This is a genomic window from Shewanella decolorationis S12, assembly GCF_000485795.1.
Taxonomy (GTDB): Bacteria; Pseudomonadota; Gammaproteobacteria; order Enterobacterales; family Shewanellaceae; genus Shewanella; species Shewanella decolorationis.
Window position 1 is genome coordinate 56699 of sequence record NZ_AXZL01000049.1, and the last position, 26004, is coordinate 82702.

Annotated in this window: 28 protein-coding genes; 17 read left to right on the forward strand and 11 right to left on the reverse strand. The window is 48.0% G+C overall.

Translation table 11 applies throughout. The features are described 5' to 3' along the window. Positions 1-149 precede the first annotated feature (149 nt). Positions 150-548, forward strand: a complete 399-nt coding sequence (locus tag SHD_RS04190; protein ID WP_039977501.1) for an MAPEG family protein — start codon at positions 150-152, stop codon at positions 546-548. A gap of 212 nt (positions 549-760) precedes the next feature. After that, on the forward strand, positions 761-3088 hold the full coding sequence (locus SHD_RS04195) for a YgiQ family radical SAM protein (RefSeq protein ID WP_023265990.1): 2328 nt from the start codon (positions 761-763) through the stop codon (positions 3086-3088). Between the two features lie 203 nt (positions 3089-3291). Here the strand turns inward: SHD_RS04195 and SHD_RS04200 are convergent, their stop codons facing one another. The 4 genes from SHD_RS04200 to speFL form a co-directional block, all read right to left on the reverse strand. Next, positions 3292-4446: a porin gene (locus SHD_RS04200; protein ID WP_039977503.1), complete on the reverse strand. Its 1155-nt coding sequence runs from the start codon at positions 4444-4446 to the stop codon at positions 3292-3294. Positions 4447-4570: 124 nt separating this feature from the next. Then, positions 4571-5890: a putrescine-ornithine antiporter gene (gene potE, locus SHD_RS04205; protein ID WP_023265992.1), complete on the reverse strand. Its 1320-nt coding sequence runs from the start codon at positions 5888-5890 to the stop codon at positions 4571-4573. An 85-nt stretch (positions 5891-5975) separates the two neighbouring features. Further along, entirely contained in the window at positions 5976-8138 is a 2163-nt protein-coding gene (gene speF / locus SHD_RS04210; RefSeq protein WP_039977505.1) for an ornithine decarboxylase SpeF, read from the reverse strand. Between the two features lie 313 nt (positions 8139-8451). Beyond that, positions 8452-8568 (reverse strand): leader peptide SpeFL, encoded by a 117-nt coding sequence (speFL, locus tag SHD_RS22425; RefSeq protein WP_374897525.1) that lies wholly within the window; start codon positions 8566-8568, stop codon positions 8452-8454. Positions 8569-9040: 472 nt separating this feature from the next. Between speFL and SHD_RS04220 the strand changes: the two genes are divergently transcribed. The 6 genes from SHD_RS04220 (at position 9041) to SHD_RS04245 (ending at position 14051) form a co-directional block, all read left to right on the forward strand. Further along, positions 9041-9589: a YbhB/YbcL family Raf kinase inhibitor-like protein gene (locus SHD_RS04220; protein WP_023265995.1), complete on the forward strand. Its 549-nt coding sequence runs from the start codon at positions 9041-9043 to the stop codon at positions 9587-9589. A gap of 17 nt (positions 9590-9606) precedes the next feature. After that, positions 9607-10365, forward strand: a complete 759-nt coding sequence (locus SHD_RS04225; protein WP_023265996.1) for a helix-turn-helix transcriptional regulator — start codon at positions 9607-9609, stop codon at positions 10363-10365. 31 nt (positions 10366-10396) lie between these two features. Then, positions 10397-10747, forward strand: coding sequence for a YkvA family protein (locus SHD_RS04230; RefSeq protein WP_023265997.1), 351 nt, complete (start codon positions 10397-10399; stop codon positions 10745-10747). Positions 10748-10925: 178 nt separating this feature from the next. Next, positions 10926-12323, forward strand: coding sequence for a hypothetical protein (locus SHD_RS04235; protein WP_023265998.1), 1398 nt, complete (start codon positions 10926-10928; stop codon positions 12321-12323). A gap of 1 nt (position 12324) precedes the next feature. Continuing rightward, positions 12325-13362, forward strand: a complete 1038-nt coding sequence (locus tag SHD_RS04240) for an acyltransferase family protein (protein WP_023265999.1) — start codon at positions 12325-12327, stop codon at positions 13360-13362. Positions 13363-13448: 86 nt separating this feature from the next. After that, on the forward strand, positions 13449-14051 hold the full coding sequence (locus SHD_RS04245; protein ID WP_039977508.1) for a hypothetical protein: 603 nt from the start codon (positions 13449-13451) through the stop codon (positions 14049-14051). Between the two features lie 75 nt (positions 14052-14126). Here SHD_RS04245 and SHD_RS04250 read toward each other — a convergent pair whose 3' ends face one another. The 4 genes from SHD_RS04250 to SHD_RS04265 form a co-directional block, all read right to left on the reverse strand. Next, complete coding sequence (locus tag SHD_RS04250) at positions 14127-14708, reverse strand: YSC84-related protein (protein ID WP_023266001.1); 582 nt, start codon at positions 14706-14708, stop codon at positions 14127-14129. A gap of 137 nt (positions 14709-14845) precedes the next feature. Next, the gene (locus SHD_RS04255; RefSeq protein WP_023266002.1) at positions 14846-15778 is read right to left on the reverse strand and encodes a hypothetical protein; all 933 of its coding nucleotides are present in this window, start codon (positions 15776-15778) and stop codon (positions 14846-14848) included. Positions 15779-15832: 54 nt separating this feature from the next. Then, positions 15833-16234 (reverse strand): nitrous oxide-stimulated promoter family protein, encoded by a 402-nt coding sequence (locus tag SHD_RS04260; protein ID WP_023266003.1) that lies wholly within the window; start codon positions 16232-16234, stop codon positions 15833-15835. Between the two features lie 104 nt (positions 16235-16338). Further along, positions 16339-16698, reverse strand: a complete 360-nt coding sequence (locus SHD_RS04265; RefSeq protein WP_023266004.1) for a DsrE/DsrF/TusD sulfur relay family protein — start codon at positions 16696-16698, stop codon at positions 16339-16341. A gap of 252 nt (positions 16699-16950) precedes the next feature. Between SHD_RS04265 and SHD_RS04270 the strand changes: the two genes are divergently transcribed. From SHD_RS04270 to SHD_RS04300, 7 genes are all read left to right on the forward strand, one after another. Further along, a complete protein-coding gene (locus tag SHD_RS04270) occupies positions 16951-17880 on the forward strand; it encodes a hypothetical protein (protein ID WP_023266005.1) in 930 nt (309 codons plus the stop codon). Between the two features lie 205 nt (positions 17881-18085). After that, positions 18086-18397, forward strand: coding sequence for a hypothetical protein (locus tag SHD_RS04275; RefSeq protein WP_023266006.1), 312 nt, complete (start codon positions 18086-18088; stop codon positions 18395-18397). A gap of 11 nt (positions 18398-18408) precedes the next feature. Next, a complete protein-coding gene (locus SHD_RS04280; protein ID WP_023266007.1) occupies positions 18409-19863 on the forward strand; it encodes a protein adenylyltransferase SelO in 1455 nt (484 codons plus the stop codon). Positions 19864-19874: 11 nt separating this feature from the next. Then, the gene (locus SHD_RS04285) at positions 19875-20168 is read left to right on the forward strand and encodes a DUF3630 family protein (protein WP_084294832.1); all 294 of its coding nucleotides are present in this window, start codon (positions 19875-19877) and stop codon (positions 20166-20168) included. Positions 20169-20178: 10 nt separating this feature from the next. Beyond that, positions 20179-21216: a serine/threonine protein kinase gene (locus SHD_RS04290; RefSeq protein WP_039977511.1), complete on the forward strand. Its 1038-nt coding sequence runs from the start codon at positions 20179-20181 to the stop codon at positions 21214-21216. A gap of 127 nt (positions 21217-21343) precedes the next feature. After that, positions 21344-21955, forward strand: a complete 612-nt coding sequence (locus tag SHD_RS04295) for a thiol:disulfide interchange protein DsbA/DsbL (protein WP_023266010.1) — start codon at positions 21344-21346, stop codon at positions 21953-21955. Positions 21956-22548: 593 nt separating this feature from the next. Further along, entirely contained in the window at positions 22549-22761 is a 213-nt protein-coding gene (locus SHD_RS04300) for a DUF1107 domain-containing protein (protein WP_011624366.1), read from the forward strand. On the opposite strand, the gene SHD_RS04305 is transcribed toward SHD_RS04300, so the two are convergent. Continuing rightward, positions 22758-22979, reverse strand: a complete 222-nt coding sequence (locus tag SHD_RS04305) for a cell division protein ZapB (protein WP_023266011.1) — start codon at positions 22977-22979, stop codon at positions 22758-22760. The two genes, SHD_RS04300 and SHD_RS04305, sit on opposite strands and share 4 nt — an antisense overlap. 179 nt (positions 22980-23158) lie before the next feature. Between SHD_RS04305 and SHD_RS04310 the strand changes: the two genes are divergently transcribed. Then, the gene (locus SHD_RS04310) at positions 23159-24664 is read left to right on the forward strand and encodes a Na+/H+ antiporter NhaC family protein (RefSeq protein WP_023266012.1); all 1506 of its coding nucleotides are present in this window, start codon (positions 23159-23161) and stop codon (positions 24662-24664) included. 56 nt (positions 24665-24720) lie between these two features. Next, complete coding sequence (locus SHD_RS04315; RefSeq protein ID WP_023266013.1) at positions 24721-25077, forward strand: RidA family protein; 357 nt, start codon at positions 24721-24723, stop codon at positions 25075-25077. Positions 25078-25223: 146 nt separating this feature from the next. Here SHD_RS04315 and SHD_RS04320 read toward each other — a convergent pair whose 3' ends face one another. Further along, positions 25224-25559: a hypothetical protein gene (locus SHD_RS04320; protein ID WP_039977514.1), complete on the reverse strand. Its 336-nt coding sequence runs from the start codon at positions 25557-25559 to the stop codon at positions 25224-25226. 17 nt (positions 25560-25576) lie between these two features. Beyond that, positions 25577-25843: a Rho-binding antiterminator gene (locus SHD_RS04325; RefSeq protein ID WP_039977516.1), complete on the reverse strand. Its 267-nt coding sequence runs from the start codon at positions 25841-25843 to the stop codon at positions 25577-25579. Positions 25844-26004 lie beyond the last annotated feature (161 nt).

Consider the following 26004-nt stretch of genomic DNA (forward strand, 5'->3'; position numbering starts at 1 on the left):
ATTCACTGTATAAAAAGTTGTAAGAGATCACGCGCGCATATTAACCTATCTTGTCGCTAAAAGGTTAATGGCTTTTAAGCTTAATACAAATAAATTGCTGAATTTTTGCGGCAAATGCCGCGGTTATGTTAATCAAAAAGGGAATCGCTATGCCGTTGATGGTAACAGGGTTTTACGCCAGCTTGACTGGGTTGTTGATAATAGCGCTGGCTTATCGAGTGGTGAAATTAAGACGAAGCCAAAAAATCGGACTCGGCGATGGCGGCAACAATGCCTTGGCGCTGGCCGGCAGGGTGCATGCGAATCTGATTGAGAATGCGCCCATCGTATTGATTTTAATGCTGGTGGCCGAGGCGGGTGGCCTAGCGCATTTCTATTTGCATTGTTTTGGTACAGTGTGGATTGTGGCGCGCTTGCTCCATGCAATAGGGTTAACTCAGGGGAAAGGCGGTTATCATTTGGGCCGTTTTTGGGGCGTGTTGCTCACTTGGTTGGTGACTATCAGCCTAGCCTTGGTCAACTTAGTGCATTTTGCCCAAAGTCTGTAATAGCTGATATAGGGTAATGGCCGTCTAAGCCATATCCCTAGCCACTTTAGGGGTATTGAGTACATTGGTGCAAATACCCCTAAAAACACCTCGGCTGCTGTTTTTTTAATCGCACTTATCCCTGTTTGCCTGCTATACTCCGCGTCCCTAAATCGGTGCGGCCCGTTTTTGCCTGCACCTTTGTTTGACATTACGCTTTTGGGTCAAAATCGATGCAAGTTGAATCCACACTGTTTAGCCATCCCAAGTATTGGGCCGAGTGCTTTGGCACTGCGCCTTTTTTACCTATGTCTCGCAAGGAGATGGAGAAATTAGGCTGGGACAGCTGTGACATTATTATTGTCACTGGTGATGCCTATGTGGATCACCCAAGCTTTGGCATGGCGGTCATTGGCCGGATGTTAGAAGCCCAAGGCTACCGCGTCGGGATTATTTCTCAGCCCGATTGGTCGAGCAAAGATGCCTTTATGCAGCTTGGTCGCCCGAATCTATTTTTTGGTGTCACCGCCGGCAATATGGATTCGATGATCAACCGTTACACCGCCGATCGCCGTATTCGCAGTGATGATGCCTATACTCCTGGCGATGTCGGCGGTAAACGCCCCGACCGCGCCGTGACCGTTTATACCCAACGTTGTAAAGAAGCTTTTAAAGATGTGCCAGTGATCATTGGCGGCATCGAGGCGAGTCTGCGCCGTATTGCGCACTACGATTATTGGTCGGACAAAGTTCGTCGCAGCGTGATTTTCGATGCCAAGGCCGACATCTTGATGTACGGCAACGCCGAGCGCCCGCTGGTTGAAGTGGCACGTCGTTTAGCCGCGGGTGAAGCGATTGCGGATATCCAGGATGTGCGCGGCACAGCGGTTATCCGTAAAGAGCCTATGCCAGAGTGGCGTGGGATGGATTCGCGTAAGATCGACCAGCTGCATAAGATCGATCCTATCCCGAACCCCTATGGCGCCGACGATGTGGGCTGCGCCAATTTATCAGGCCCATCGGATGTTAAAATTTTCGATAACGATGCGCCAAAGCCTATCAGTGTGCAGCCGCCACGCCCTAAGCCTTGGGATAAAACCTATGTGCTGTTGCCTGCCTTTGAAAAGGTCTCTGAGGACAAATATTTATACGCCCATGCCTCGCGGATTTTGCACCAAGAGCAAAACCCGGGGTGTGCGCGAGCGCTGTTCCAGCCCCACGGTGACCGTGGCGTGTGGGTGAACCCACCTGCTTGGCCGCTCAATACCGACGAGATGGATGCCGTGTTCGATTTACCCTATAAAAGGGTGCCGCATCCTGCCTACGGTAAGGAAAAAATCCCCGCCTATGACATGATCAAAACCTCGATCAACATCATGCGCGGTTGCTTTGGCGGCTGTTCATTCTGCTCGATTACCGAGCATGAAGGCCGAATTATCCAGAGCCGTTCACAAGAATCAATTATCAAAGAAATCAAAGATATTCAGGATAAGGTTCCCGGTTTTACTGGGGTGATTTCCGACTTAGGTGGCCCCACCGCTAACATGTATCGCCTCGGCTGTACCAGTGAAAAAGCGGAGAAAACCTGTCGCCGTTTATCCTGTGTCTATCCATCGATTTGCGGCCATTTAGGCACAGACCATAAACACACTATCGACTTGTATCGCGCCGCTCGCGCCGTGCCCGGCATTAAGAAAATCTTGATTGCTTCGGGTGTGCGTTACGACTTAGCGATTGAAGATCCGGCCTATGTCAAAGAGTTGGTCCAGCACCATGTGGGCGGCTATTTGAAAATCGCCCCTGAGCATACCGAAGAAGGGCCGCTCAGCAAGATGATGAAACCCGGCATGGGCGCCTACGATAAGTTTAAAGAGCTGTTCGACAAGTATTCTAAGGAAGCGGGTAAAGAACAGTTCTTGATCCCTTATTTTATTTCGGCGCATCCGGGCACGACCGACGAGGATATGTTAAACCTCGCGCTCTGGCTGAAGGAGCGTAAGTTTAAGCTCGACCAAGTACAAAACTTCTATCCATCACCGATGGCGAATGCGACGACCATTTATCACACTGAGTTGAACTCGTTGAAAAACGTCAAGCACAGCAGTGAAGTGGTACCAGTGCCGAAGAAGGGCCGCCAACGCCGCCTGCATAAGGCGCTGCTGCGTTACCATGACCCAGCGGGTTGGCCTATCATCCGTGAAGGCTTGATTGCCATGGGACGTGAAGATTTGATTGGTCACAGTCCGAATCATCTCGTTCCACCAGAGGGGCGCAACGAACGTGGTCCGAAATGGATGAAGGATGCTAACCAAGGCCAAAAAGCCCTGACGCGTTTCTCGGGCAATCAGTTCGATGAGCGTAAGGGCAAACCGAGCACAAGCAAGCCTAAGGGACCCAAGGTTGGGGCGAATGCAACGCAAGGTCAGCAGCCTAAGAGCAGCCGTCCGGGGGCTAAGGCACCTTTTGGTCAGTCTGGCTTTAAGGGAAAATCTGAGCAGGCTAAAGCTGGGCACCAAGGCCGCGGAAATAAGGCCTCTTCAGGCCGTCAGCACGCTAAGTAACGGCGAAAAAAAGCCACTCCAGTAAACCGATTTGGAGTGGCGCAGAGATGATGGTAAACCAGCGGTACCATCCAGTGAGTGTGTAGCGAGCGTTTGTAGACGGAACGTGCGCCGCACCTCAGTCTCAAATGGGCCCACGGATATGAGGAACGTGAGCCACTATCCCTCAATGTACGGGAGAGCCTGATGAAGACTTTCCATTCCTAAAAGAAGTAGTTAATCCCTACCGCAAAGCCATTATCTTCCTGCGCTTCGAGTGCTGGATCATCCATGTCGCTGAAATCTAACTTCATTTCGGCAAACATCACAGTGTCATTACTGTAACGGTAGTGCAGGCCAAGCATGGCGAATTGGCGGGTCCATTTGCCTTGGATGGGCGTGCTGGCATCTGTATCTAAGTCCAAATAGCTGAGGACAATCATGGGCACAAAGCCATTATCGAATTGGTAGGCCGTCATCAACTCGGCACCAGTGGCATCGTAGAGGTCGCCGCCGACCAGCTCATTGTTCTTACTCTGATGGGCGTTAAAGCCGACGTAGAGACCGCTTGCTTCGCGGTTATCGGCATAGTGGTAATAGTCACCATACATGGCGCCGATACCGACGATTTCGTTGGTTTCATCGACTTGCGTATTACCTAGGTGGCCTTCAAAGTCGCCACGGTTAAAGCCAGCGAGCAGTTTAAATTTGTCGGTGAGTGAGTAGGTCAGGCTGGCACCGTAACTGCTGTCGAAATCGAGTTCAGAGTTAGCCATTTCGCTGCCATCATCGTTTTTTAAGGTGACATTACCGTTGGTTTTGGCGGCGTATTGCAGGGCGATTTGCACTGGGCCAAAGCTATTACGGTAGATAAACGCGGAGTCGGCGCGGCCTGTTCCGGTTAGCCCGCCATCGCTAAAGGCGTAGGCGCCGACGCTATATCCGGCGAAGACGTTCGGTAAATCCGTTGTGCCAGCCACATCGTAGTAAGCGCCCCATTGCTTACCAAAGCTGAGGCTACCCCATTCATCGTGTGACATACCGACATAACCTAAACGGTTGTAGAGGAAGTCTTCGGTTTTTTCGGCGGCCAGTTTGCCACCTTGCATCACTAAACTGTCATCGCTGGACACCATGTTGATGCCCCATTCCGTGGTGGCAAAGGCGGTCCAGCCATTTCTCTCGCTGCGTTCAAAGCTAAATCGTACTCGGGAAGAGTCATCAATGACTGAGGTATCGTGGCTGTCGTTGAGTGCCGCGAAGCCTAACCAACCACTTAAATCTAATGAGTTTTTTTGATCGTTATAGAGTTCAACCGCTTGGCTGCTGGTGGCGGCCAACAGCATAGGTAGCATTAGAGCGATGCATGTTTTTTTCATAGTTCCACCGAAATTAGGCAAGTTTTGTCTGGGGACCTTAGGCACTGTGGCTTAAGGTCCCTGAAGACGGATTGGTTTTATGTTTCTTATCTAGTAATGGGTGAGAATCGCAGGGGAGACGTGCTCACGCTGCTTTGATCTCAGCTGTTGGCGTTTTGTTGGAAATCACCCCGTAGATGGTCCAACCGAAGAAGGTCGCGATAGCGCCTAACATCACGGCGGTTTCACCAGAGCTATAGAGGGCGTAGAAGCTATACAGGGCGCCGATAACCGCAATCACGTTGGCGACACGGGCCTTGTTCGCTGGTACTTTGAGTTGTTTTTGCATCACGCCTAGGGCTGCCATCGATAGGATGTAAGGCACAATGTTAGTCACTACGGCGAGGTTCACTAGGGCTTCAAACTGTTTGCTCAGTGATGGACTGATGGTCATCAAAGACAGCAAGGTTTGAATCGAAACGATGATAGTCATACCCCAGATCGGTGCATCGGCTTTGCTGACCTTAGAGAACACTTTAGGGAAGAAACCTTCATCGGCAGAGGCTTTAAACACTTGCGCGATAGTGAACTGCCAACCCAGCAGTGAACCAGTACAGGAGATAATGGCGCAGGCCATCACGATTTTACCGACCACAGGGCTAAACATTTGCGCAAAGGCTAAACCGAATGGGGCGTTTGAGCTGGCAAGCTCGGCGTTGGGTACAATACCGGCAATCACGTTGGTTGAAACAATATAGATAAGTGCTGCACCTAAGGTTCCGCCCATTACGGCGATAGGTACGTTTTTCTCTGGATTATCAACAGCCTCTGAGTTAGCGCAAGCCGATTCTAAGCCAAGGAATGCCCATAAAGTCATCGCGATTGAACCGCCTAAGGCTTTGAAGAAAGGCATATCATGTGGGTTCCAAGCGCCTTTGTAGAGGTCGATGTCGAACCAGAACCAACCGATTAATGACACACCAATTACAGGCAGAATAATCCCCCACACGGTCACACTACTCACGCGACCCGTAATGCGAGCGCCACCAAAGTTAGCCACTGTTGCTAACCAAAGCACGCCAATGGTGGCAAGACAGATAGCCATTGGGCTTAAGTTTACTTCCAGCAGCACCGCGGCATAACCCACGGCGGAGATAGCGATGGCGACGTTGGCGATAAGTAGCGAAACCGCATAGGTGTAGTTCGCCATAAAGTTACCGCTGCGGCCAAAGGCATATTCGGCGTAACCGCCCATACCACCGGATTTTTTACTGAACATACCGCACTTAGCAAAAGCAAAGGCCAGCGCAGTTGAGCCAGCAGCGGTAACAAGCCAAGAAAGCACAGAGATAGTACCGACTTGCGCTAATTGGGTGGGTAACATAATAATACCTGAGCCCATCATATTGACTATGGTAATAATCGTTAATTGGATAACGCCAATTTTATTTGCTGATTTACTCATAATAATGACCTAATAATATAATTCATTATAGAAGGTTGAAATTGACTGCAGAGCGGGGTTAATTAACTCTGCAGTCTGATTTCAATTATTTATTTAATACATAACCTAGGGCTTGGATTTTTCCGTCTGGGGTGTTTTCGAGGTAAACACCTTGTAATTCAGGGGAGAATCCGGGTAATAAGTTGATGCCTTCTTCAAGGGCTCGGAAATAACGTTGTACTGCGCCACCCCATATTTCACCTGGCACCATACATAACACCCCTGGTGGATATGGCAGTGCGCCCTCAGCGGCAATCCGTCCTTCGATTTGCGACAGTGGCACTAATTCAACATTGCCGCGGATAAATTCAAGATTGGCCTCCTGCGGGTCCATCACTTTGGTTGGGAAATGCGCCTGACGGAACATTTCTTTTTGCAGTTGTTTTACGTCATGGCTGACATAAAGGTTGTGCATTTCTTGGCAGAGTTGACGAATGGTATAGTCTTTATAACGGGCTTTATTGGCGTTATAGACGTTAGGCAATACTTCCGATAATGGCGCATCTTCATCGACTAATTTCTCAAAGCGAGATATTTGCGACACTAAGTGTTGCATCTTTGCCATATCTTCCGCTGGTGTCATCAGGAATAATATCGAATTTAAGTCGCACTTCTCGGGAATAATATTATTTTCACGTAAGAAGTTAGCCAAAATAGTCGCGGGAATACCAAACTCAGTATATTTACCGGTTTCGGCATCGATACCTGGCGTGGTTAATAGGAACTTACAAGGGTCAACGAAATATTGGCCTTTTTCATAACCCTCGAAGGAGTGCCATTTTTGTCCGGGTTCAAACTCGAAGAAACGTAAATCATCGGCCATTTGTTCAGTTTGATAATCCTGCCATGGGCGTCCTTCGATCATGCTTGGGATAAATGGCTTGATATATTTACATTTTTTCAGCAGTAACTTGCGAGCTTCGATACCGGCTTTGACCGCTTCGCGCCACAGATAACGGCCGCTGGCACCTTCGTGCATTTTAGCGTTCACATCCAATGCGGCAAACAGCGGATAGAAGGGGCTGGTAGAGGCATGCATCATAAAGGCGTTGTTGAAGCGTTTATGGTTGCAATATCTCGCTTGGCCTTTGATATGTTTATCTTTTTTATGGATTTGCGAGGTTTGAGAAAAACCAGCCTGCTGTTTATGTACTGACTGAGTCACGATAATTCCAGGATCTTCAGGTGTCAGTTCGAGCAGCAGAGGCGAGCAGTCATTCATCATAGGAATAAATTGCTCATAGCCAACCCAAGCTGAGTCAAACAGGATGTAATCACATAGATGCCCAATACGATCAACAACTTGGCGAGCGTTGTAGATAGTGCCGTCGTAGGTGCCCAGCTGGATAATCGCTAAACGGAATGGACGTTGTTCATCGGCACGCTCAGGCGCAACGGTGCGGATCTGCTCCCTTAAATAAGACTCCTGGAAGCAGTGGGCGTCGATACCACCAATAAAGCCGAAGGGGTTACGGGCGGTTTCTAAATAAATCGGTGTTGCACCAGCTTGAATTAACGCGCCATGGTGGTTGGATTTATGGTTGTTACGGTCGAATAATACCAGGTCGCCCTTCGCCAGCAGTGCGTTGGTCGCCACTTTGTTTGAAGAAGAAGTGCCGTTGAGCACAAAGTAGGTTTTATCGGCGTTAAAGACCTTAGCCGCGTATTTTTGTGCATCCAGCGGCGCGCCTTCGTGGATTAATAGATCGCCGAGTTTAACGTCGGCATTACACATATCTGAGCGGAAAATGGTTTCGCCAAAGAAATCGAAAAATTGGCGACCCACAGGATGTTTACGGAAGAATTGACCACCCTGATGGCCCGGACAGGCGAAGGTGGAGTTGCCCATTTCAACGTATTTTTTCAGCGTGCCAAAGAACGGCGGTAATAGGGCTTGCTCATATTTTTGGACGGCGGTTTCGACCTGTTTACCATAGAAATCGGTATTGCTACCGCAGAGTTCAAATACCCCAGTAATAGAAGAGCAAATATCATCTGGGAAGGTTTCTTCACAACAAACGGATACGAAAATAGGCAGTTTTAATCCGGTATTTTTGATTTTCTCAACAATACCATTTTTAACATCATCAACAGAGACTACAGCCGCGCCCACATCGCAAAAATCTGTGGTTAATACATTGACGACTTCTCTGTCTATTTCAAAACATGATCTAACAGATAAGCTGGCGGCAACTTTTAATGATTTCATCGTTAATTTCCCTTTTACTTTAAAAAGTTTTGGATACAACTTGGCCTATACCTAATTAAAAAATATTAATGGCATTAAATTAGATATGGCTATTCCGTGTGCAGATATGATGAGGCTATAAATCGTCCAGGAATAAAATAGATAGATTTATTCCGAGAGAATTATTGGGCCGCAGTTTGGCTGCACTGACTAAAGAATGCTTTGATTTAGATGCGAGATAATAAACCTGCAAAAAAACAGTACGATAAGTGTATGCGCTTACAAGGGCAATACCACTTTAGACCTGTTAATTGGCCTACTACCTACGCGAAGATTAGCGAAGAAAGATGTATGAATGGTCGAAATAGTCACGTTGGCTTGGCATCATGATATGTCTGGTGCGCCGGATGTGAGCCATGATTTTTGATTTCCTCTTCATATACAACTCCATTATGAGATTAGAGAAAATAGTTGGTAAGTTTTATTACGGGTTTGAGTTTATCTATGTGTTATCAATAAAAATATGATCCGTGTCTTATTTTTAATTAACTGTAATTATTTATTTCAATGTTTTTATAAAAATAAATACAGTCAATCATCCTTAAGTATCATTAGCTAAATAACGAAAGTAAATATTGTCAGTTTATTTTTAAAATTAAAAAATGCATAAATTTATAAATAATAAATATCTAATTCCACTCTAGTCGCTGTATTTATATGTTTGGCAATTTATAAGTCATGCTATGTTTGAATAAAAATGCAGTTAATGTCTTTACAAAATCACTTAGGTGCTTAAAGATGACAAAAAGTCGACACTTTTTCTCAATTTTGAGCATCTAGGGAAGAAACTTGGCGTTTTGAGGCAGGTTTATGACCTGGAGCTGACGTAAATTAGCGGTGTTACGTATCTATAGGAGACAGTGATGAAGCATTTACATAAGTGGATAGTAGGAGTTGGATTATTAACGGCGGTATTTAGTTCGGCGCAGGCCATGACCTTATCGAGTAAAGATATTGGCGAAGGTCAGCAATTATCGAATCAATTTGTGTTTAATGGATTTGGCTGTAATGGTGAGAATCTTTCTCCCGAACTCACTTGGAGCGATGCGCCAAAAGGCACAAAAGCCTATGCGGTGACGGCTTATGATCCCGATGCGCCCACAGGCAGTGGTTGGTGGCACTGGGCCGTTTACAATATTAACGGCGATCAACAACAGCTAGCCCAAGGTGCGGGCTCTAAAGCCAACGCCTTACCTAAAGGGGCGATTGCGCTGAAGAATGACTTTGGCACCACCGACTTTGGTGGCGCTTGCCCGCCGCAGGGGCATGGCATGCACAGATATATATTTACTGTGTGGGCGCTAGCCTCGCCATTAGCGTTACCAAAAGAGGCTTCTCCCGCGCTGCTAGGCTTTATGCTTAATGCACAGGCCTTAGCTAGCGCTAAGCTGACCGCTGTATATCAGCGTTAATAGTGCAGGGCTGATGCATGATCCGCATGTTTGAATACGACTCTAAACTGGCGCAGTCACTTTCGCGGGTGCCAGTGCATCAGCCCTCGATTATTCGAGTGATCCAAGGGGAAAAGTCGTTGCTTTGGCAAGATGATACCCTCGCCGTGAATGCCGACCAGCTATTACTGTTACCCGCCGGAAGCCATATCAGCTTCGTCAATCGGCCGATGAGTGGACGCTACCGAGCGGTGCAACTCCTCTTGCCCTATGAGTTGCCCTCCGGCGTTATGCTGGCGGCGACCGACAGGCAGATACCTAAACCCACGCAAACAATTTCACGCTCGGTCGATTTTGCCTGGAATGCGTTATTGCACAGCCTGACTTTGGCACTACCCACGTCGGTGCAGATGCATTATTTAGCAGCCTTGCTGCTCAGTCTGCCGCAGCAAGCGAGCGTCAATTGGCTCTACAGTCATAAACCTGCGAATGTGAGTCAAGCGGTGCTGGGCTTATTGGGACAACATCCTTCAGCCCCATGGCAACAAGAGGATGTCGCCGACAAGTTGCATATGAGCAGTGCCAGTTTAAGACGTAAATTGGCGCAGGAAGACACTAGCTTTAGGCAATTGCTCGCCGAAGTGCGTTTGTGTCAGGGCTTAACCCTGTTGCAAAACTCTACGGATTCCGTGCTGCAAATTGCCTTGGCCTGCGGCTATTTATCGGCAGAGAAATTCTCGGCGCGCTTTAAACAGGCCTTTGGCCTGACACCCGCCGCGTATCGCCGTACACTGTGAGCTACCTTAATCGTCATTACAAGGAGTCGACATGGCAGAAGAACAATTCACTGAGACTGGTTTTTGGAACAAAATCAAACTGTTTGGTCGTCAGGCTGGGCGCGAGGTGATTGAACGTGCCCTGTGGCTTTACTATGCGGCGCAAAAGCCCAATACACCTAAGTGGGCCAAGTCGGTAATTTTTGGGGCTTTGGCTTACTTTATCTCGCCCTTGGATGCGATCCCTGATTTGACACCTTTAGTGGGTTTTACCGATGACTTGGGGGCCTTAGCGGCCGCACTCACTATGGTTATGCTCTATATTGATGATGAGGTGAAATCCCAAGCAGCGGATAAGTTGGCGCTGTGGTTTGGTGATGAGCCCGCTGAGCCTAAGCCTTAGTCGCGAAAATGGCGGCATCTTTTAGGCTAAAAATATGATTTTATTAGTGGTTAATGAATAGGCTTTCCCTTAGTTTTTTAAGACTAAAAATATTTTTTTTGAAACGTTTCACTATTGGTTCATTGCGCTATATGCTAGCGCTGTTTTGTGAACCCATTGTGTGTGTTTAGGCAAAGAAATGAAAAATATTATGGCGGTGATCCTGTGGTTTTTAGGAGTCTCTGCCGCCACCCCCGTGTTCGCCGATAAGGCCTCGCCAGAACAACTCGCCCGCCTGTACCTCGATTTTATGGCTCAGACCAGTCGCCAGAGTGAAGCCCTGTGGCCAGGATTTCGTCTCGACGATAAAGTGCACCTCTTTAGCTATGCAGGCAATGTGTGGTTACGCCAACCCGGCGGTGAAATTATCCAAGACAACAGCGTGTTAGAGTCGGTTAACTTGCACTCTGGGTTGTCGATTAACTTTGGTTTTCCCCAATATCAAGGGCAAGCGGGTGTGCTTATCCAGCTCGAGTCGCCGACGATTCAATTCGATAGCACGACTAAAACAGCCGATTTACCTTTTGTGATTTGGGCTGGCAACAGTGTGCACGAGGCGTTTCATTTTTATGCCCAATCTGAGTGGCGGGTGTTAGAGGATGCGCGTCGATATGAAGGCGAGGTTTATCCACTCAACCTCGATGCCCGCTATTATCGTTTACAACTGTTTAATGCCTTGATGTCGGCCTTAAAACAACCCGAGCAGCAGGTGTTGTATTTGGGCCATGCCGCATACTGGCTACAAGTGTGGCGGCAAGCGGCTCCCAATGAAGATAGAGTCAGTTATGTGAATGACTTAATTGAAGGCTGCGCGCGTTATGTCGAGTTAATCGCTGGTGCGCGCTTCTTAAGTCAAAACCAGTCCTACCTCGGCTATCAGCAAATCCTGTTGCAATATGTGCAGGATTATTATCAACAGCAGCAAATGCTTGGTGGCTGGACCGCCGAGGCTGAGAATATCGGCGCGCTGGCTGGCATATTGCTTGATAGCACTCAAGATGCCTATGTGTGGAAGGAGTCAGTGATGTCGGGCATGTTGCCCGTGGATTTACTGCTCGGCCGCATTAAGCCGATTGCGCCTCCTGTTGGGCAGAATATGACGCAGAAGAAACGGCTGCAGGATATGCTGGCCTACTATCCGGCGACGGAGCAAAAACTGACACAGTTGCTTAAGGATGTGCAGGACCCGAAAGTACCGTTATTGGTGATGCCGAGTGTGAGCGATAGCAGCAGTTTTATCGATGTGGGTGAGGTGCGCTCCGGGTTTTATGTGGTGCCCTATCAAGAAGAAATGACCCAAGCCTATTTAGGTATGAGTTCACAATTCAGTAACTTAAATGTGAGTGGCAGCCCTTTGTTGGATGTGCCCTTACAGAATTATTGTGAGGGCATTGAGGCCGCAACTCTGTTACCTTTGGGGTTCACCTTTCAGCGCGAAGGTCAGTATTTGGTGTTCAATGAGCCGGAAATCCATGGCACCATCCGGGTTTCTGCAAGTGTTGTTGAGGGAAGAACCCTCTACTGTGCGATGAATTAATATGAGAAAAAATCAGCTCGAATTTACCTACATGCGCGGCATCGCGATTATTTTCATTGTGCTTGGGCATAGCATTTATAACTCTGGGGAAGGGTTTCCGTTATTGCTGGAAAATTTACTCAGGGGAGGCACGGCGTTGTTCGTGTTTATCTCTGGTTATTTTTTTCATCGGATTTTTTATAAGGATTTCGATTACGGTAAGTTTATGAAGAATAAAGTGCAAAATGTGCTTTATCCCTTCTTAGTGGTTTCCGCTGTTGGCTTATTCTGCTTAAGTTTACGCTGGATTTTTATGGAGCATCAGCCACTTGAACAGTTGTTGCTCAGTATTTTTTATACCGTACGAAATGGCTACATCTTGTATCCGCACTGGTATATCCCGTTTATCATGGCGGTGTTTTTATTCTCGCCAGTGTTTTTGTGGTTTATCCGCTGCTCGCAGCAAATGCGTTGGACGCTATTTGTGCTGAGTTGTGTAGTGGCGATTCTGCTCCACAGACCCATAGGTAACGTCAACTTTATCCACTCGGTGGTGTATTTCATGCCTTTCTATTTGATTGGTATTTTATATTCCCAAGATGAACATATTGTGACGCGCTATGGCTCGATTTTGAGTGCATTAGCAGGGATTTTCCTTGTTGTGAGTTTGGTTGAACAGAGTTACATAGTGCAGCACATTGGTAACTACCATAAGGCGCCGTTTGAATATAACGGCATCGACTGGCAGTTTATCCAAAAGCTGAGTCTGTGTGTGCTAGTGCTTAACTTCTGTGATTGGTTGTCGAAACGCAGTCGCATCCCTTGGTTAGTCGAAACCGCCGAGATGAGCTTTGCGATTTTCTTTATCCATCCGTTGTTTGATATGTTGTTTAATACCACTGCAACGATATTCCGTTTCCGTTTCCCGCCTGGGTCTGCTGTCACCAGTATCCTGTTTTCGGCGGCGATTTTTACCTTCCTGATGGTGGGCAGTATTGTCACGGCACGCTTTATCAAAAAACGCTTAGGCAACCGTTCTCGCCTGTATATCGGTTGGTAACACCTTTAAGCTAAACAGGGGAATTAAGTTTAAATTTATTCCCCTGTGTTAGCGTGTTTTTCATCGAATTTTCCATGGAAAACATAATGAAAACTATCACCCTAACACGCCTTGGAATCGTCGGCCTTATGATGGCGACGCCTGTATTTGCCCATGCGGCGACCGAACCTGCACTTGCCATGGCGCAAGAGACTTTCTTCAATCAATTAGCATCCCATTGCGGTAAAGCCTTTGCGGGTAAAGTAGTGTCAACGGACAGTGCCGATGCGGCTTTTCGTGATAAAGCGCTGGTGATGCATGTGCGCGAATGCAGTGACACTGAGCTGAAAATTCCGTTCCATGTCGGTGATGACCACTCTCGTACTTGGGTGATCACGAAAACGACTCAAGGTTTAAGGTTAAAGCATGATCACCGCCATCAAGACGGGACGGAAGATAAAGTGACTATGTATGGCGGCGATACGGCGAGTGTCGGCAGCAGCCAAAAGCAGTCATTCCCCATCGATCAGGCATCGATTGATAACTTTATGCAGAACGGCCTGACCAAGTCAGTCACCAATGTGTGGCATATGGAGGTTACCCCAAGTACCTTCAGCTACCTTTTAACTCGCGAGAATCGTCATTTCCAAGTGGATTTTGATTTGAGCCAACCGCAACCTTTGCCGCCAGCCCCTTGGGGACATGAGTAAGCGCAATCGAGGATAAAAGAAAACCTCCTAGCCCTGTGGGATAGGAGGTTTTTATGGGGACGACACGACTAAAGCTTAGTTGCCTCTAGGCTCGAAGGTAAAGGATTGCCCTGCTAGTGCTGCTTCAAACATTAATCCGCCCTTGGCAACGGTAAATACCGCCATGCCATTGATATAGGCTGCGGTAGCCGATTGATTGCCACCCGCTTGGCCTGCACCTGCTGAGTTGCCTGTAGTGCCCGCTTTGGCATTGGCGCCCATATTAATGGCAACGGCCGAGGCCTGGGCATCGAACTCAAAACTGCCGCTGGTGAACTCATTATAGGATTTCGCATCCTTAAAGAAGATGATTTCGCTATAGGCTTGTCCGCCTAGCTGAAAACCGATAGAAAGTTGGGTCAGGCTAGAGTCTCCCATATATTGCCCCGCTTGAAAGACGCGACCTTTGCCGTAAGCTGCGCCAATACCAATTCCGCCTTTACCTACAGTGGGGAAGAGGGCATAGCCATAGGCGGTATCAAAAAATTTGCGGGTTTCCTTTGCTTGGTGAAAATTCTTTAAGGCTTCTGTGTAGCTATCATCAGCTGTTGCTACGGGAGCCATAAAGCTGGCAATAAGGCAAGTTGATGCGGCGATAAGGGATAAAAATGATTTCATGGCGTTCTTCCTTTGTTCTTCGGTTCCATCAGACTACCCTTTGTTTTAACAAATGACAGCCTAAAGCTGAGTTTGTGTCAGCTCGGGTTCAGTTTTTCAGTGTGGCATATTGCCTGTTTTGATTGTTAAGTGCCGCTTTAGTTCTGTGGCTTTGGGGGCGTATCGGTCGATTTTTCTTTGTTATCGGTCGATTCCTGTTGCAGTTGTTGAATAAATTCAAACTCTTCGGGTGTGAGTATCTCTGAAGATTGGGGGGCAGTTTTAGGCTGCGGGGCTGATAAATGCCCTCTTAGGTAGGCGCTACGGGTGATTTGCTTGAGGCCATAAGCCGCCAGCAGGTAAAAACTTAGCAGCAGGCTTAAGCGTGGCAGCGCATGGGATAGGGTCGACAGTGAATCTCCAAGATAAAAGGGCAATACCACCACAAATACTCTTAATAACCAGTTAAGCAGCATTGCGATGGTGAGACCGAATAGCCAACGGAAACGAATTAATTTTAACGTATCTTGTGGTGCATCGCTCAGTTGCAAGTGACCCAATTTATATCGTTGGAGTAGATGCCATAGCGCCACAAAATAGCTTGCGGTTTGTGCAAAAAGCAGTAACGGCAAAGCCAAGCTCCAATGGCTTAAATCGATAGACTGAGGATTATTAAAAAACTCCGCCTGAAACCAAATCGCGTTTTTGTGTAGATTCAACCGCCAAATGATATCCATTATGGCGAGGAGCAAGGTAATTAGGGCAGGCCAATAGTGGAAAGACAATCCGATAGGTTCAGTACTTTGCTCAAGACTACGTTTGCAGTAGAGGTAGAGCAGGGGCATAAGTAAGAAGTAAATCGGAGTGATCAGGTTAAATAACACATGGATAGGGATCGGCGTGTTATCGCGATTGAGCATGCCCGTCAGGAAATACAGACCGATTAAACTCAAAAATGCAGCGAGTAGTTTTTGATTGCTTCCCGCGGGGTAGAAATAGCGAATATAAATAGCTAACGCGAGGCAATGTAAGCCACCAAATAGGGATAACCACCAATAGGCTTGAGCAAAAAACGTATTAAATTCGTTCATTTTGTCACCTCGACGCCCTGTTATAACAGGGAAATTCGAGGCGAAAAAGTGCTCCTAGATATTTTTATTTGAAATTGCGATTCGCTGATGGCGATTAGATGCCGCCTCGGGCACAGATGCGGGTACTGGTTGGCGCTCTGCCAGTAAGTGTTTGATTGCACGAATGGGATGCGGTAACAGCATTCGTGGGCCAGCGAAAATCATGATCTCTTTGACCTGCGCCTTTTGTGCAGGTTTATAACAGTGCACAGGGCATTTATTGCAGGTTGGCTTATCTTGTCCGTAGGGGCAGCGATCGAGGCGAATGGCGGCATATTCTAACAGCGCTAAACACTCTTCACACAGGCCGGATGCCGTTTGGCCTTGGTGCTTAGCTTTGCAATAGATCTTTGCCATCGCGCTAATGGTTTCATGTTCGTAGCGCAGTTTAACTGTGAGTAGGGCCGCTGAGTCCATGGGAATACCTTAGTCTGTTACTCGGTTAATCCCATCATAAGCAGCGGCGCGGGCTTGTTCAAAATTGAAGTGTCAATTTATGAAGATGCGCACAAAATAGGACTTTAAATATGCATCACCTTATCGGCATCCAACGTCCATCGAGTGAGATCCTGCAAAGTGCCAATTTGTGCGCCTTCGAGTAGCATCTCCATATTCACTCCGCGTGCTTGTGCGCAGGTTTTACAGAGTAAAATCGGGACTTGCTGAGCGCTTAGGATCTCAAACATCTGTTGTAGGTTGTAGCTTAAGTCAGGAGTTGTTTGATGTTTAAGGGCGCCAAACACCGCATCTGACATTAAAAAGATTTTTAAATCAACTTGTTGCTCGGTTTGGTCCTTCAATGCTAACGCAATGCGGAGGCTATTGAAGAGTTTTTCAGTGCCATAGGGGCTGGCGTGGGCAACGATCAGAATTTTTTGCATTAGGCTTTCCTTAATTTTTGCAAATGGTCATAAACCCTAACAGTCTAGCCTAATTGCGCCCGTCGATTTGCGCGCAAGATCGGATAAAACGGCATAAATACTTGATTTACACAGACACTATGGACTTTAATAGCGGTTAATCTCTGCTCAACTTTTGGACAGAATCCCTTGCCAGCTTCAGGTTATTGAGTCGCCCTGGCAAGCCAACTGCAATCGCTTCTGATGGGAAGCAGCCATTAAAGGTGAAGAAGAATGAAGGTCTTGGTCGTTTTTATACTGATCGCTATCGGAGTGTTTTTATTTCGTCGTGCCCAGCGCTTGGCGAAGGAAGAACAAGAGGCAATGATGGCGAAGAAATCAACCGAAAAGACAAGGGATACAAGCGCTTCGCCCGATGAGGCTGAACCTACGCCTGACATTGCTCCTGCTGCGAAGAACGAGTCAGCAGCCGCTTCTGCGGCCAAAGCACCCGAAGTTGAATTAATGCCAAGGGACGTTGAGCCAGCGAGTCGGGTCGAGATAAGCGAAGATATTATCGATGTCGAGCTCCCCGCTGCCAGCAATGAAAAGAGCGTGATTATCGTCGCGGATGTTCATTCTACCGATGACAAAGAGGCTACAACGGCGCAGCCTGTCTCTCCTAAAGATGAAGCTCCGGTCACCAAGGCGAGTGAGGCTCAAGAAGAGCCAGTAGTCGTCGACACCCCAGTTAAGGCTAAAGAAAGCACCGAGAGTTCGCCTGAGGTAGCGAACACTCACTTGGTAAAAGATGATTCGCTTGCAGAACTTGGTCCTTGGGCAAACGTGACCCTGCAACGTGCAGCGGAAGAATACCAAAGTGCAGAGACGGCGCTGGCGCGCTATAACGCATTACAAAACGTGATTGGCGAGTGCTATAAGCAGCGCAAATCGGCCGAATATTTAGCCTATGGTGCAGCGCTGCATGGGTTGTATCTTGCGTTATTCCACAGTGCGAATGCCGAAAAGCCCAAAGATCTTGAGCTTAAAACCCCAGGTTTCATGCAGCTTGCGACCCTGTTAAACGATACCCAAGACTTTGATAAAGCAATTGCGCTCTGCCAAGAGGCGATCAAACTTGGTTTAACCGATGGCACAGTCACGGGATTTGAAGGGCGAATTAGCCGTATCGAGAAGGCGCAGGCGAAAGCGGTGACGGCCTAAGGTCGGATTGTAGGATTCGAGCTTTTGGCGCTCAAACACGCTTAACAATGCGCTTGAGATACCCTTAGCCGAAAAGCGGTTATTTAACCGGGTAAAGCCGTGTAGAATCCTGATACTTACCGCGCAAAAGGCGAACTAAGGTTCGCTTTTTTTATGGGCTATTTTTATGAAGTGTGTTGCGAGCTGTTTTAACCGAATTGTCAAAATGAAATTATCTTTGGCCATCTTGTTTGCCTGCCTCAGCCTTGGCTTGAGTGGTTGCACTAAAACCCCCGAATGGACGCTATTCTATTATCCTGCGGCGACCTCACTGCCAACGACGCCATTACAAACCGATGATATCAATGGTTATTACGACACCCTCGAACAATGCCAACGCAAAGCCCAAGGGTTACAACGCTTAACGGGATCGGGTGTGAGTGGTTTCGAGGCCAGCGGTGCCGGCGTCTATCAATGTGGCCTGCAGTGCGAGTTTAACGACAAGTCCGTGCTCGTGTGTAAGCAGCTCGTTCAATAGGAAAAGCATTGATGAAGTTTAAACAGGATTTTTTTACCCAGTTGCCTGAGTTTTACGCTCAAGTCTATCCGCAGGGAATAAGCAATCCCCATTGGCTGGCGTGGAGTGAAGATGCCGCCAAGTTAATCGACTTGCAACAGCCGACGGATGCATTATTGCAGGGATTATCGGGTAACGCCGCCGTTGAGGGTGCAAGTTATTATGCGCAGGTGTACAGTGGCCATCAGTTTGGTGGCTATACGCCTAGATTAGGCGATGGTCGCTCGATTATCTTGGGTGAGGCATTGGGCCCCCAAGGCGCATGGGATGTAGCACTCAAAGGCGGCGGGCCGACGCCCTATTCTCGCCATGGCGATGGCAGAGCCGTGATGCGCTCAGCGGTGCGGGAGTTCCTTGTCTCCGAAGCGCTACATCATTTAGATGTGCCGACGACCCGAGCATTGGCGGTGATCGGCTCTGATATGCCCGTCTGGCGTGAGAGCCAAGAAACCGCAGCCATTACCGTGCGTTTGGCGCGCAGCCATATCCGCTTTGGTCATTTCGAATTTTTCTGCCATAGCGAGCGTGGTCAAGCCGATAAGCTGACGCAGTTGCTCAACTTTACCTTGAAGCAGCATTATCCGCATTTGAGCTGCGATCTGGCGGGCTATAAAGCCTGGTTTTTGCAGGTAGTACAAGATACCGCTAAGCTTATCGCCCATTGGCAGGCTATCGGCTTTGCCCACGGGGTGATGAATACCGACAATATGTCGATTCTGGGGGACAGTTTCGATTTTGGCCCGTTTGCCTTCCTCGATACCTTCCAAGAAGACTTTATTTGCAATCATTCCGATCCAGAAGGGCGTTACGCCTTTGGTCAGCAGCCCGGCATTGGCCTGTGGAACCTGCAACGTTTAGCACAGGCGTTGACGCCTGTGATCCCGTCCGATGATTTAATTGCCGCCTTGAATCAATATCAACATGCTCTAGTGCAGCATTACTTGATGCTGATGCGCGCTAAGTTAGGGCTGGCTGCGCGAGCTAATTCGACAGCCGAGCAGGATCAGCAGGACTTAGAACTGATTGGCGGCTTTACCGTGCTGATGGAGAAAAATCAGCTGGATTACAGCAACACCTGGCGCCGCTTCGGTCAACTTGACCCTAGTAGTGCACATTCTTCGCTGCGGGATGATTTTATCGATCTCAAGGAGTTTGATGCTTGGTATCAGACCTATCAGGCACGGCTGGGTAAAGTTGCCGATATTGAGGCATGGCAACAGGCGCGTAATAGCGTCAATCCCAAGTACATTCTGCGCAACTATTTGGCTCAAGAGGCCATTATTGCCGTGGAGGAGGGAAATCTTGCGCCGCTAGAGCGTTTGCACCAAGTATTGCGCCAGCCGTTTGCCGAACAAGTTGAGCATGAAGATCTGGCCAAACGTCCACCCGATTGGGGACAAGGGCTGATTATGTCGTGCAGCAGTTGATGGAAGTAAAAATGAAATTAGAAGCCATTCAGTTAGATAGAGCCGCATTAAGCTTGAGTGTGAGCGGCGATATCGATTTTGATCGTTTCGAGGCCTTTGCTGAGCCATTAGCCCATGCCTTAGACTGCCGAGTGCGCGAGCGCCAATGGGGCGCGGATCGCCATCAATGGCTATTGGAGTTTGAGGGCACCTCGCTTTGGCTCAATTATGAGTTTTACGGCAATATCTGTTGGCTGAGTGTGGAACGTGAGGCCGATTTTGAGGTATTGGAATACCTTGCAACACTGTTAACGTCCTATGTATGAGAGAGCCACAATGAGCCAAGATAAGTTAGCCCCATCGCAGGGGGCGGTCGATGATACGCATTCGGGCGCAGCCTTTGACTTTCAAGCCTTAACGCCGGATTTGATTTTAGATGCGATCGAAAGTCTTGGGGTGTATCCCGAGACAGGTCTACTCGCGCTCAATAGCTACGAAAACCGCGTGTATCAATTTCGTAGCGATGAAGGGCAACGCTATGTGGTGAAGTTTTATCGCCCCGATCGTTGGACCGATGCACAGATCCAAGAAGAACACGACTATGCCATCGCGCTTGCCGAGCAGGAAATCCCAATGGCGGTGCCCGCATCTGTGCAAGGGCAGACCTTACATCATTTCCTCGGCTTTCGCTTTGCACTGTTTCCCTCCATCGGCGGTCGTCCCTTTGAAGTGGATAATTTAGAGCAGTTGGAATTTGTTGGGCGTTTTATCGGTCGTATACACCAGTACGGTGCCCAGTCAACGTTTAAGGCCCGTGAGCCACTGAATCCCCAGATCTTAGGCGATGAGCCTTTAGCCTGGTTAAAGCAGTCAGACTTAGTGCCAAGCACACTGCGCCCCGCGTTTTTTACCGTGGTGGAGCAAGTGCTGGCGAAGGTGAATCAGCTTTGGGCGCAGCAAGCCTTTACGCCTATTCGTCTGCATGGGGATTTGCACCCGGGGAATATTCTTTGGACTCCCGATGGGCCTGGGTTTGTGGATTTAGACGATGCCCGCATGGGACCGGCTATTCAAGATTTATGGATGATGCTGACGGGCGATAGAGCGCAGCAGCAACTGCAACTCGAGGTATTACTCGAGGCCTATGAAGAGTTTTGTGAGTTCGATACTCGGCAGTTGTCCTTGATTGAACCCCTACGCGCATTACGGATGGTGCACTATAACGCTTGGATTGGCAGGCGTTGGCAGGATCCTGCTTTCCCTATGCATTTCCCCTGGTTTGGGGATGAAAAGTATTGGGAGCAGCAGATCTTAGCCTTTAAGGAGCAACTCGCGGCACTCGATGAACCGCCGCTGAGCCTGATCCCCTACTAAATGTGTGAACAGGGTGGAATTACGCGCCTATTAGCTCAAACCGATTGAACTCTCGGCTTGAGTTACACTCAAAAAATGAAATATGTTAGGCTCCAGCTAGTTTTGAAAATTGATTTAAGGAAAATTCATGAAAAAAGCATTACTTATGATGGCAGCGCTGTTATTGGCTCCATTAACTGTATCGGCAGTTGAGTACAAAGAAGGCGTACACTACACAGTGATTAACGACGGCCCAGCGACAGCTAAGCCTGAAATCACCGAGTTTTTCTCTTTCTATTGCCCACATTGCTTCAACTTCTCTAAAACTGTGGTGCCTAAAATTTTGGCTGAGAAGCCAGAAGGTGTGGCATTTAACCAAGCCCACGTTGACTTTATTGGTAAGGAAATGGGCGTAGAAATGTCACGCGCCTTTGCCGTTGCACACCAATTGAATGTGGACGAGAAGATGGATGCGGCTCTATTTTCTGCCATCCATGAGAAGAAACAACACTTCACTAACCGTGATGACGTGCGTGCCTTGTTCGTGGCTAACGGCGTAGACGGCAAGGCCTTCGATGCGGCGGCTGACTCCTTTATGGTGAAAGCGCAAATGGCGAAGATGAAGCGTGATACTGAAAACGCGAAAATTTCTGGTGTGCCTGCCTTAGTGGTGAATGGCAAGTACCGCGTCGAAACCGGTGCAATCAAGTCTTACGATGAACTGTTAGATATCGCTTACTATTTAGCCAAGAAACAGTAACGATCACCGGATTGCAGTGGTTTTATCATCATTTTGTAATCTAACTGATTGATACTGCAAGCATAAAATTAAAGGAGCCTAGCGCTCCTTTTTTTTGGTTTGCGCAACATAGTCGCAAATAGTTGAACCAGAACTTCGAAATATTCGTATGTGATACCAAGGAGTGTTCATGCTTGGCAGGCTTTCTGCTGATTAACGTCCGTTTATAGATAATTACTATGTTGCACGGACGTTTGCAGAAACACGGCAGTAGGCAAATGCGGGCAAAATGAATCTGAAAACTCTACTAGCTGTGGAAATTTGGCAAAAAAAAAACCGTACTTCCGATAATGGAGAGTACGGACTTGAGTCATATGACTCATTTTTACCCTGAGTAACGTGGATAAGTCTAGTTTGGCGTCAAAATAATGTCAATAGTCAAAAAATTGACCATTAAGCATTTTAGTGATTATTTTGTTATTTTTAATTAAAAATCATATTGTTACATTACTTTGATTGTAAATATTGAAAAAAATCTATCAGGGATGAAACTCAATAGGTAATGCTTCTGTCAAACAACTGTAATCAATAACAAGAATGCTGTAGGGGGTTGTATGAGAGTTTTCCCTGTGTACGCACCGAAGCTTATTGCAAAGCATGCGCGTATTTTTCTTACTGGCGTGATATGGGTTAAAGACTTAGGTCGATTAGAATTTGAAAAGGGGCGTTTTTTATTGCCAAGAAAAAGCCTGCCAAAAGTGAAGCAGGCTATCTTAGAGCTGAACGAACTGATTGAATCGCAGAATCATCAAACTAAAACAGCTTAGATTTCACTGTTGAGCAGGCCAACAAGTCCAGTGACTTTGTCGTTCCAAGAAGCGAGTTCTTGTTGAAGTTGTTGGTTCTGCTCAGTCAATTGTTGATTTTGCTCATTCAAAGTTGACGTCTTTTGCTTCTCTTCCTCTAGCTCCATTTTTAGAAGCTCGATGGTTTCGAGTGTAGCCTGGATCTTGGTTTCCAGTTTGGACAGTAATTCAAGGCTCATCTGGAGAGTCCTATAGTTTCTGGATGGGACTGTGATTCTAGCAGTGCCAAGAGCATAAGGAATAGCAGTCTTTTTCGTTTGGTCAAAAAATGCCCGATAACCGCATGCGAATTTAAGTTTTTTTGCATTTGTTATTAACTCGTTAGTATTCTTGGTTTTATTTTTTATCGGAATGGCCCATGTTGTCGAATTTGCTCGCCATACTTCCCCTGTTATTAACCCTAGTATTAGCCCTTTGGTTGCGGCGTACTTTAGTGGCTTTGGGGGTTGGTATTCTCTCGGGCGCGTTAATCATTGCCCACTTCGATATCCTGCAAAGCGCGAGTTATCTTCTCGAGATAGGTGTTAAACAGTTTTATAGCCAAGATGCGTGGCAATGGTGGCATTTAAATGTGCTGATGGCCATGTTACTGCTTGGGAGCATGACACAGCTCCTCGCCAGAAGCGGTGCGGTAGAGCAATTTGGTGATTGGCTATATCGACGTATTCGCACGGGACGACAGGCGCGTATTGGTGTCGTGCTACTAGGCTGGTTAGTCTTTATTGATGGTATTTTTAGTTGCCTCGCCGTGGGGCATGTGTGCCAACCTTTGAGCCAGCGCTATGGTATCCGTCAGACACAGTTAGCCTATTTAGTCGACTCTAATGCATCACCGCTCTGCTCACTCTTGCCTTTTTCTAGCTGGGGGCCCTATGTGATGGCGCTGCTGGCTGGACTCAGTTTTTTACCCGTTTCTGCGCTCGAGGCCTTTATCGAGGTGGCTTTATCCAATTTTTATGCGATAACCACCTTAGGTTTGTCGCTGATTGTGGCTTGGTTTGGGGTGGGATTTCGCCCCATCGAGAAGGCGCTATTGTCGGCTGAGCCCGTCGAGCCAAATTTAACTCCCTCGCAAGGCAATCCTTGGTTGCTGGCGATTCCCATGTTGACCTTACTGTGCGCCTCTGTCGGTTTAACTCTCTGGTCTGGCGCGCAGCAGGTGTCGTCATGGGATGTTTCGGCCTGGTTAGCCAAGGCCGATATTGGCGCGGCGATGCGCGATGCTTGTCTGTTATCGACCTTAGTGACTCTAGTGTTGTTGATGTTGTCGGGCCGAAGCATTGGGAAACTGCTGGCGGACTTGGCGCATGGGGTGCGGATGATCGCCTTTGCCATAGCGATTTTACTCTGTACTTGGATGATAGGCGCAGTGATCCAAGATCTGGGCGTGGCGAGCTTGTTGGCGAGTTGGGCTAAATTGTATTTATCCCCTAGTCTGCTGGTGGCGGGGATGTTCCTGCTCTGCGCTATCATGGCCTTTGCCACTGGCTCAAGTTGGGGCACCTTCGCGATTATGATCCCCATCGGCGGGGAAATTGCCCATAACATGGATGCTAGCTTGCTGTTGCCGGTATTGAGTGCGGTGATGGCGGGCTCGGTGTTTGGCGATCATTGCTCGCCGATTTCTGATACTAGTGTGCTGAGCGCGACGAGCTCAGGCTGCTTACCCCATGACCATGTGGTGACTCAACTGCCCTTTGCGTTAATCGGGGCTGGTGCGGCATTAGTGGGATTTCAGTTAGTGAACTTATCGGTTGCGACCCTATTCGTGTGGTGTGGGGTCATAGGCACTGCGCTAGGGTTATTGGCCTTATTGATACGCTTTTATCCACCTTGGGTGAGCGCTCGTTCGCAGACAAACTGAGCCTTTCGGGGTAGAATGCCCGCAGAACTAACCATTTGATTTAAGAGATTATCCCTATGAGCATTACCCGTTTAGATGTTGGTACACGTATGAGCAGCATAGTGATCCACCAAGGCACAGTGTACTTATGTGGCCAAGTGGCAAAGGATAAGTATCAAAACATCACCGAACAAACGACGACTATGTTAGAGGAAGTCGACACTCTGTTAGCGCAGGCGGGCAGTTCTCGGGAGCACTTGTTGTCGGCCACTATCTATTTAAAAGATATGAATGACTACGATGCCATGAATGCCGTTTGGGATGCTTGGGTGCCAAAGGGTCATGCGCCTGCCCGTGCCTGTGTACAGGCGGCGATTGCCGAGCCTGAATATTTGGTTGAAGTCTCTGTTATTGCTGCGGTGGCCAAGGCGTAACTCGCTCTCTCATCTCAGTAAGCAGTAAAGCTAAGTTGAACTTGGCTTTACTCGCCCTCAACCATTGCTGCCTTAAATGATGGCGGTAAATTCATGGCAATAACGCCCATTCGTAATGCGATCTTTAGTTAGAACAATAGCTTCAGCTAGAAATAGCGGGCTAAGTTTGCCGGGATATTGGGGCTGTGCGAAGGATACTGCGCCAGCAAGGCTTGGGAGATGGCCTCAATATCCAGCGTTGGTAAACCTTGCTCTATGATGGTCGCGGCCCAAGGTGCGTGGAGCTTGAGTTGGCTATAATCCTCGGTTTCAACAAACCGTGTCAACGAATAACGGCTACCGCCCAATCCGTGTCCCCAACCTTCGCTAACATCAAAGGGGGAATCGAGTCGCTCGCTATCAAACTCCACCACGTAGGGGGATTGGCCGTGGTGACCACCAGTCCAATCGCCTAAGTCCAATAAAAGAATCATCCTTGCCATTTGTTTATGCTCCTTTGCTACTGGCTGGCAATCATAACACGGCCAAAACTAGCGTGGGGATCTGTGGGCGTAATGGCGATAATGCTATCTAGCCGCAGCGTTTGCTGGTCCGCTTGATGTTCGACGACTAGCCATTCAGTCTTATCTGCGTGGGTCTGGGTCGTAATTGCCCGTGCTTGGCACAGGCTGCCGTCCTGCAACTCAATGTCGAGGCGATAGCCGTGCATACAAGCTAGCTCAAGGTAGTCGTAGTGGGCACAGGGGATCATTTTGTAGTCAGACATCATCTTTCCTCTGGTGTGAATGATTTGGATGCGATTCAAGGTCTTCTTCTCTATTAATACCAATCACATTAAATATCTAATCAGTTCAGAGCCTCACAGGCATTTCAATCCAAGGCGCATTGACGAAGAAATGGTTATTCCCTTTTAAGTCAATGTAACAC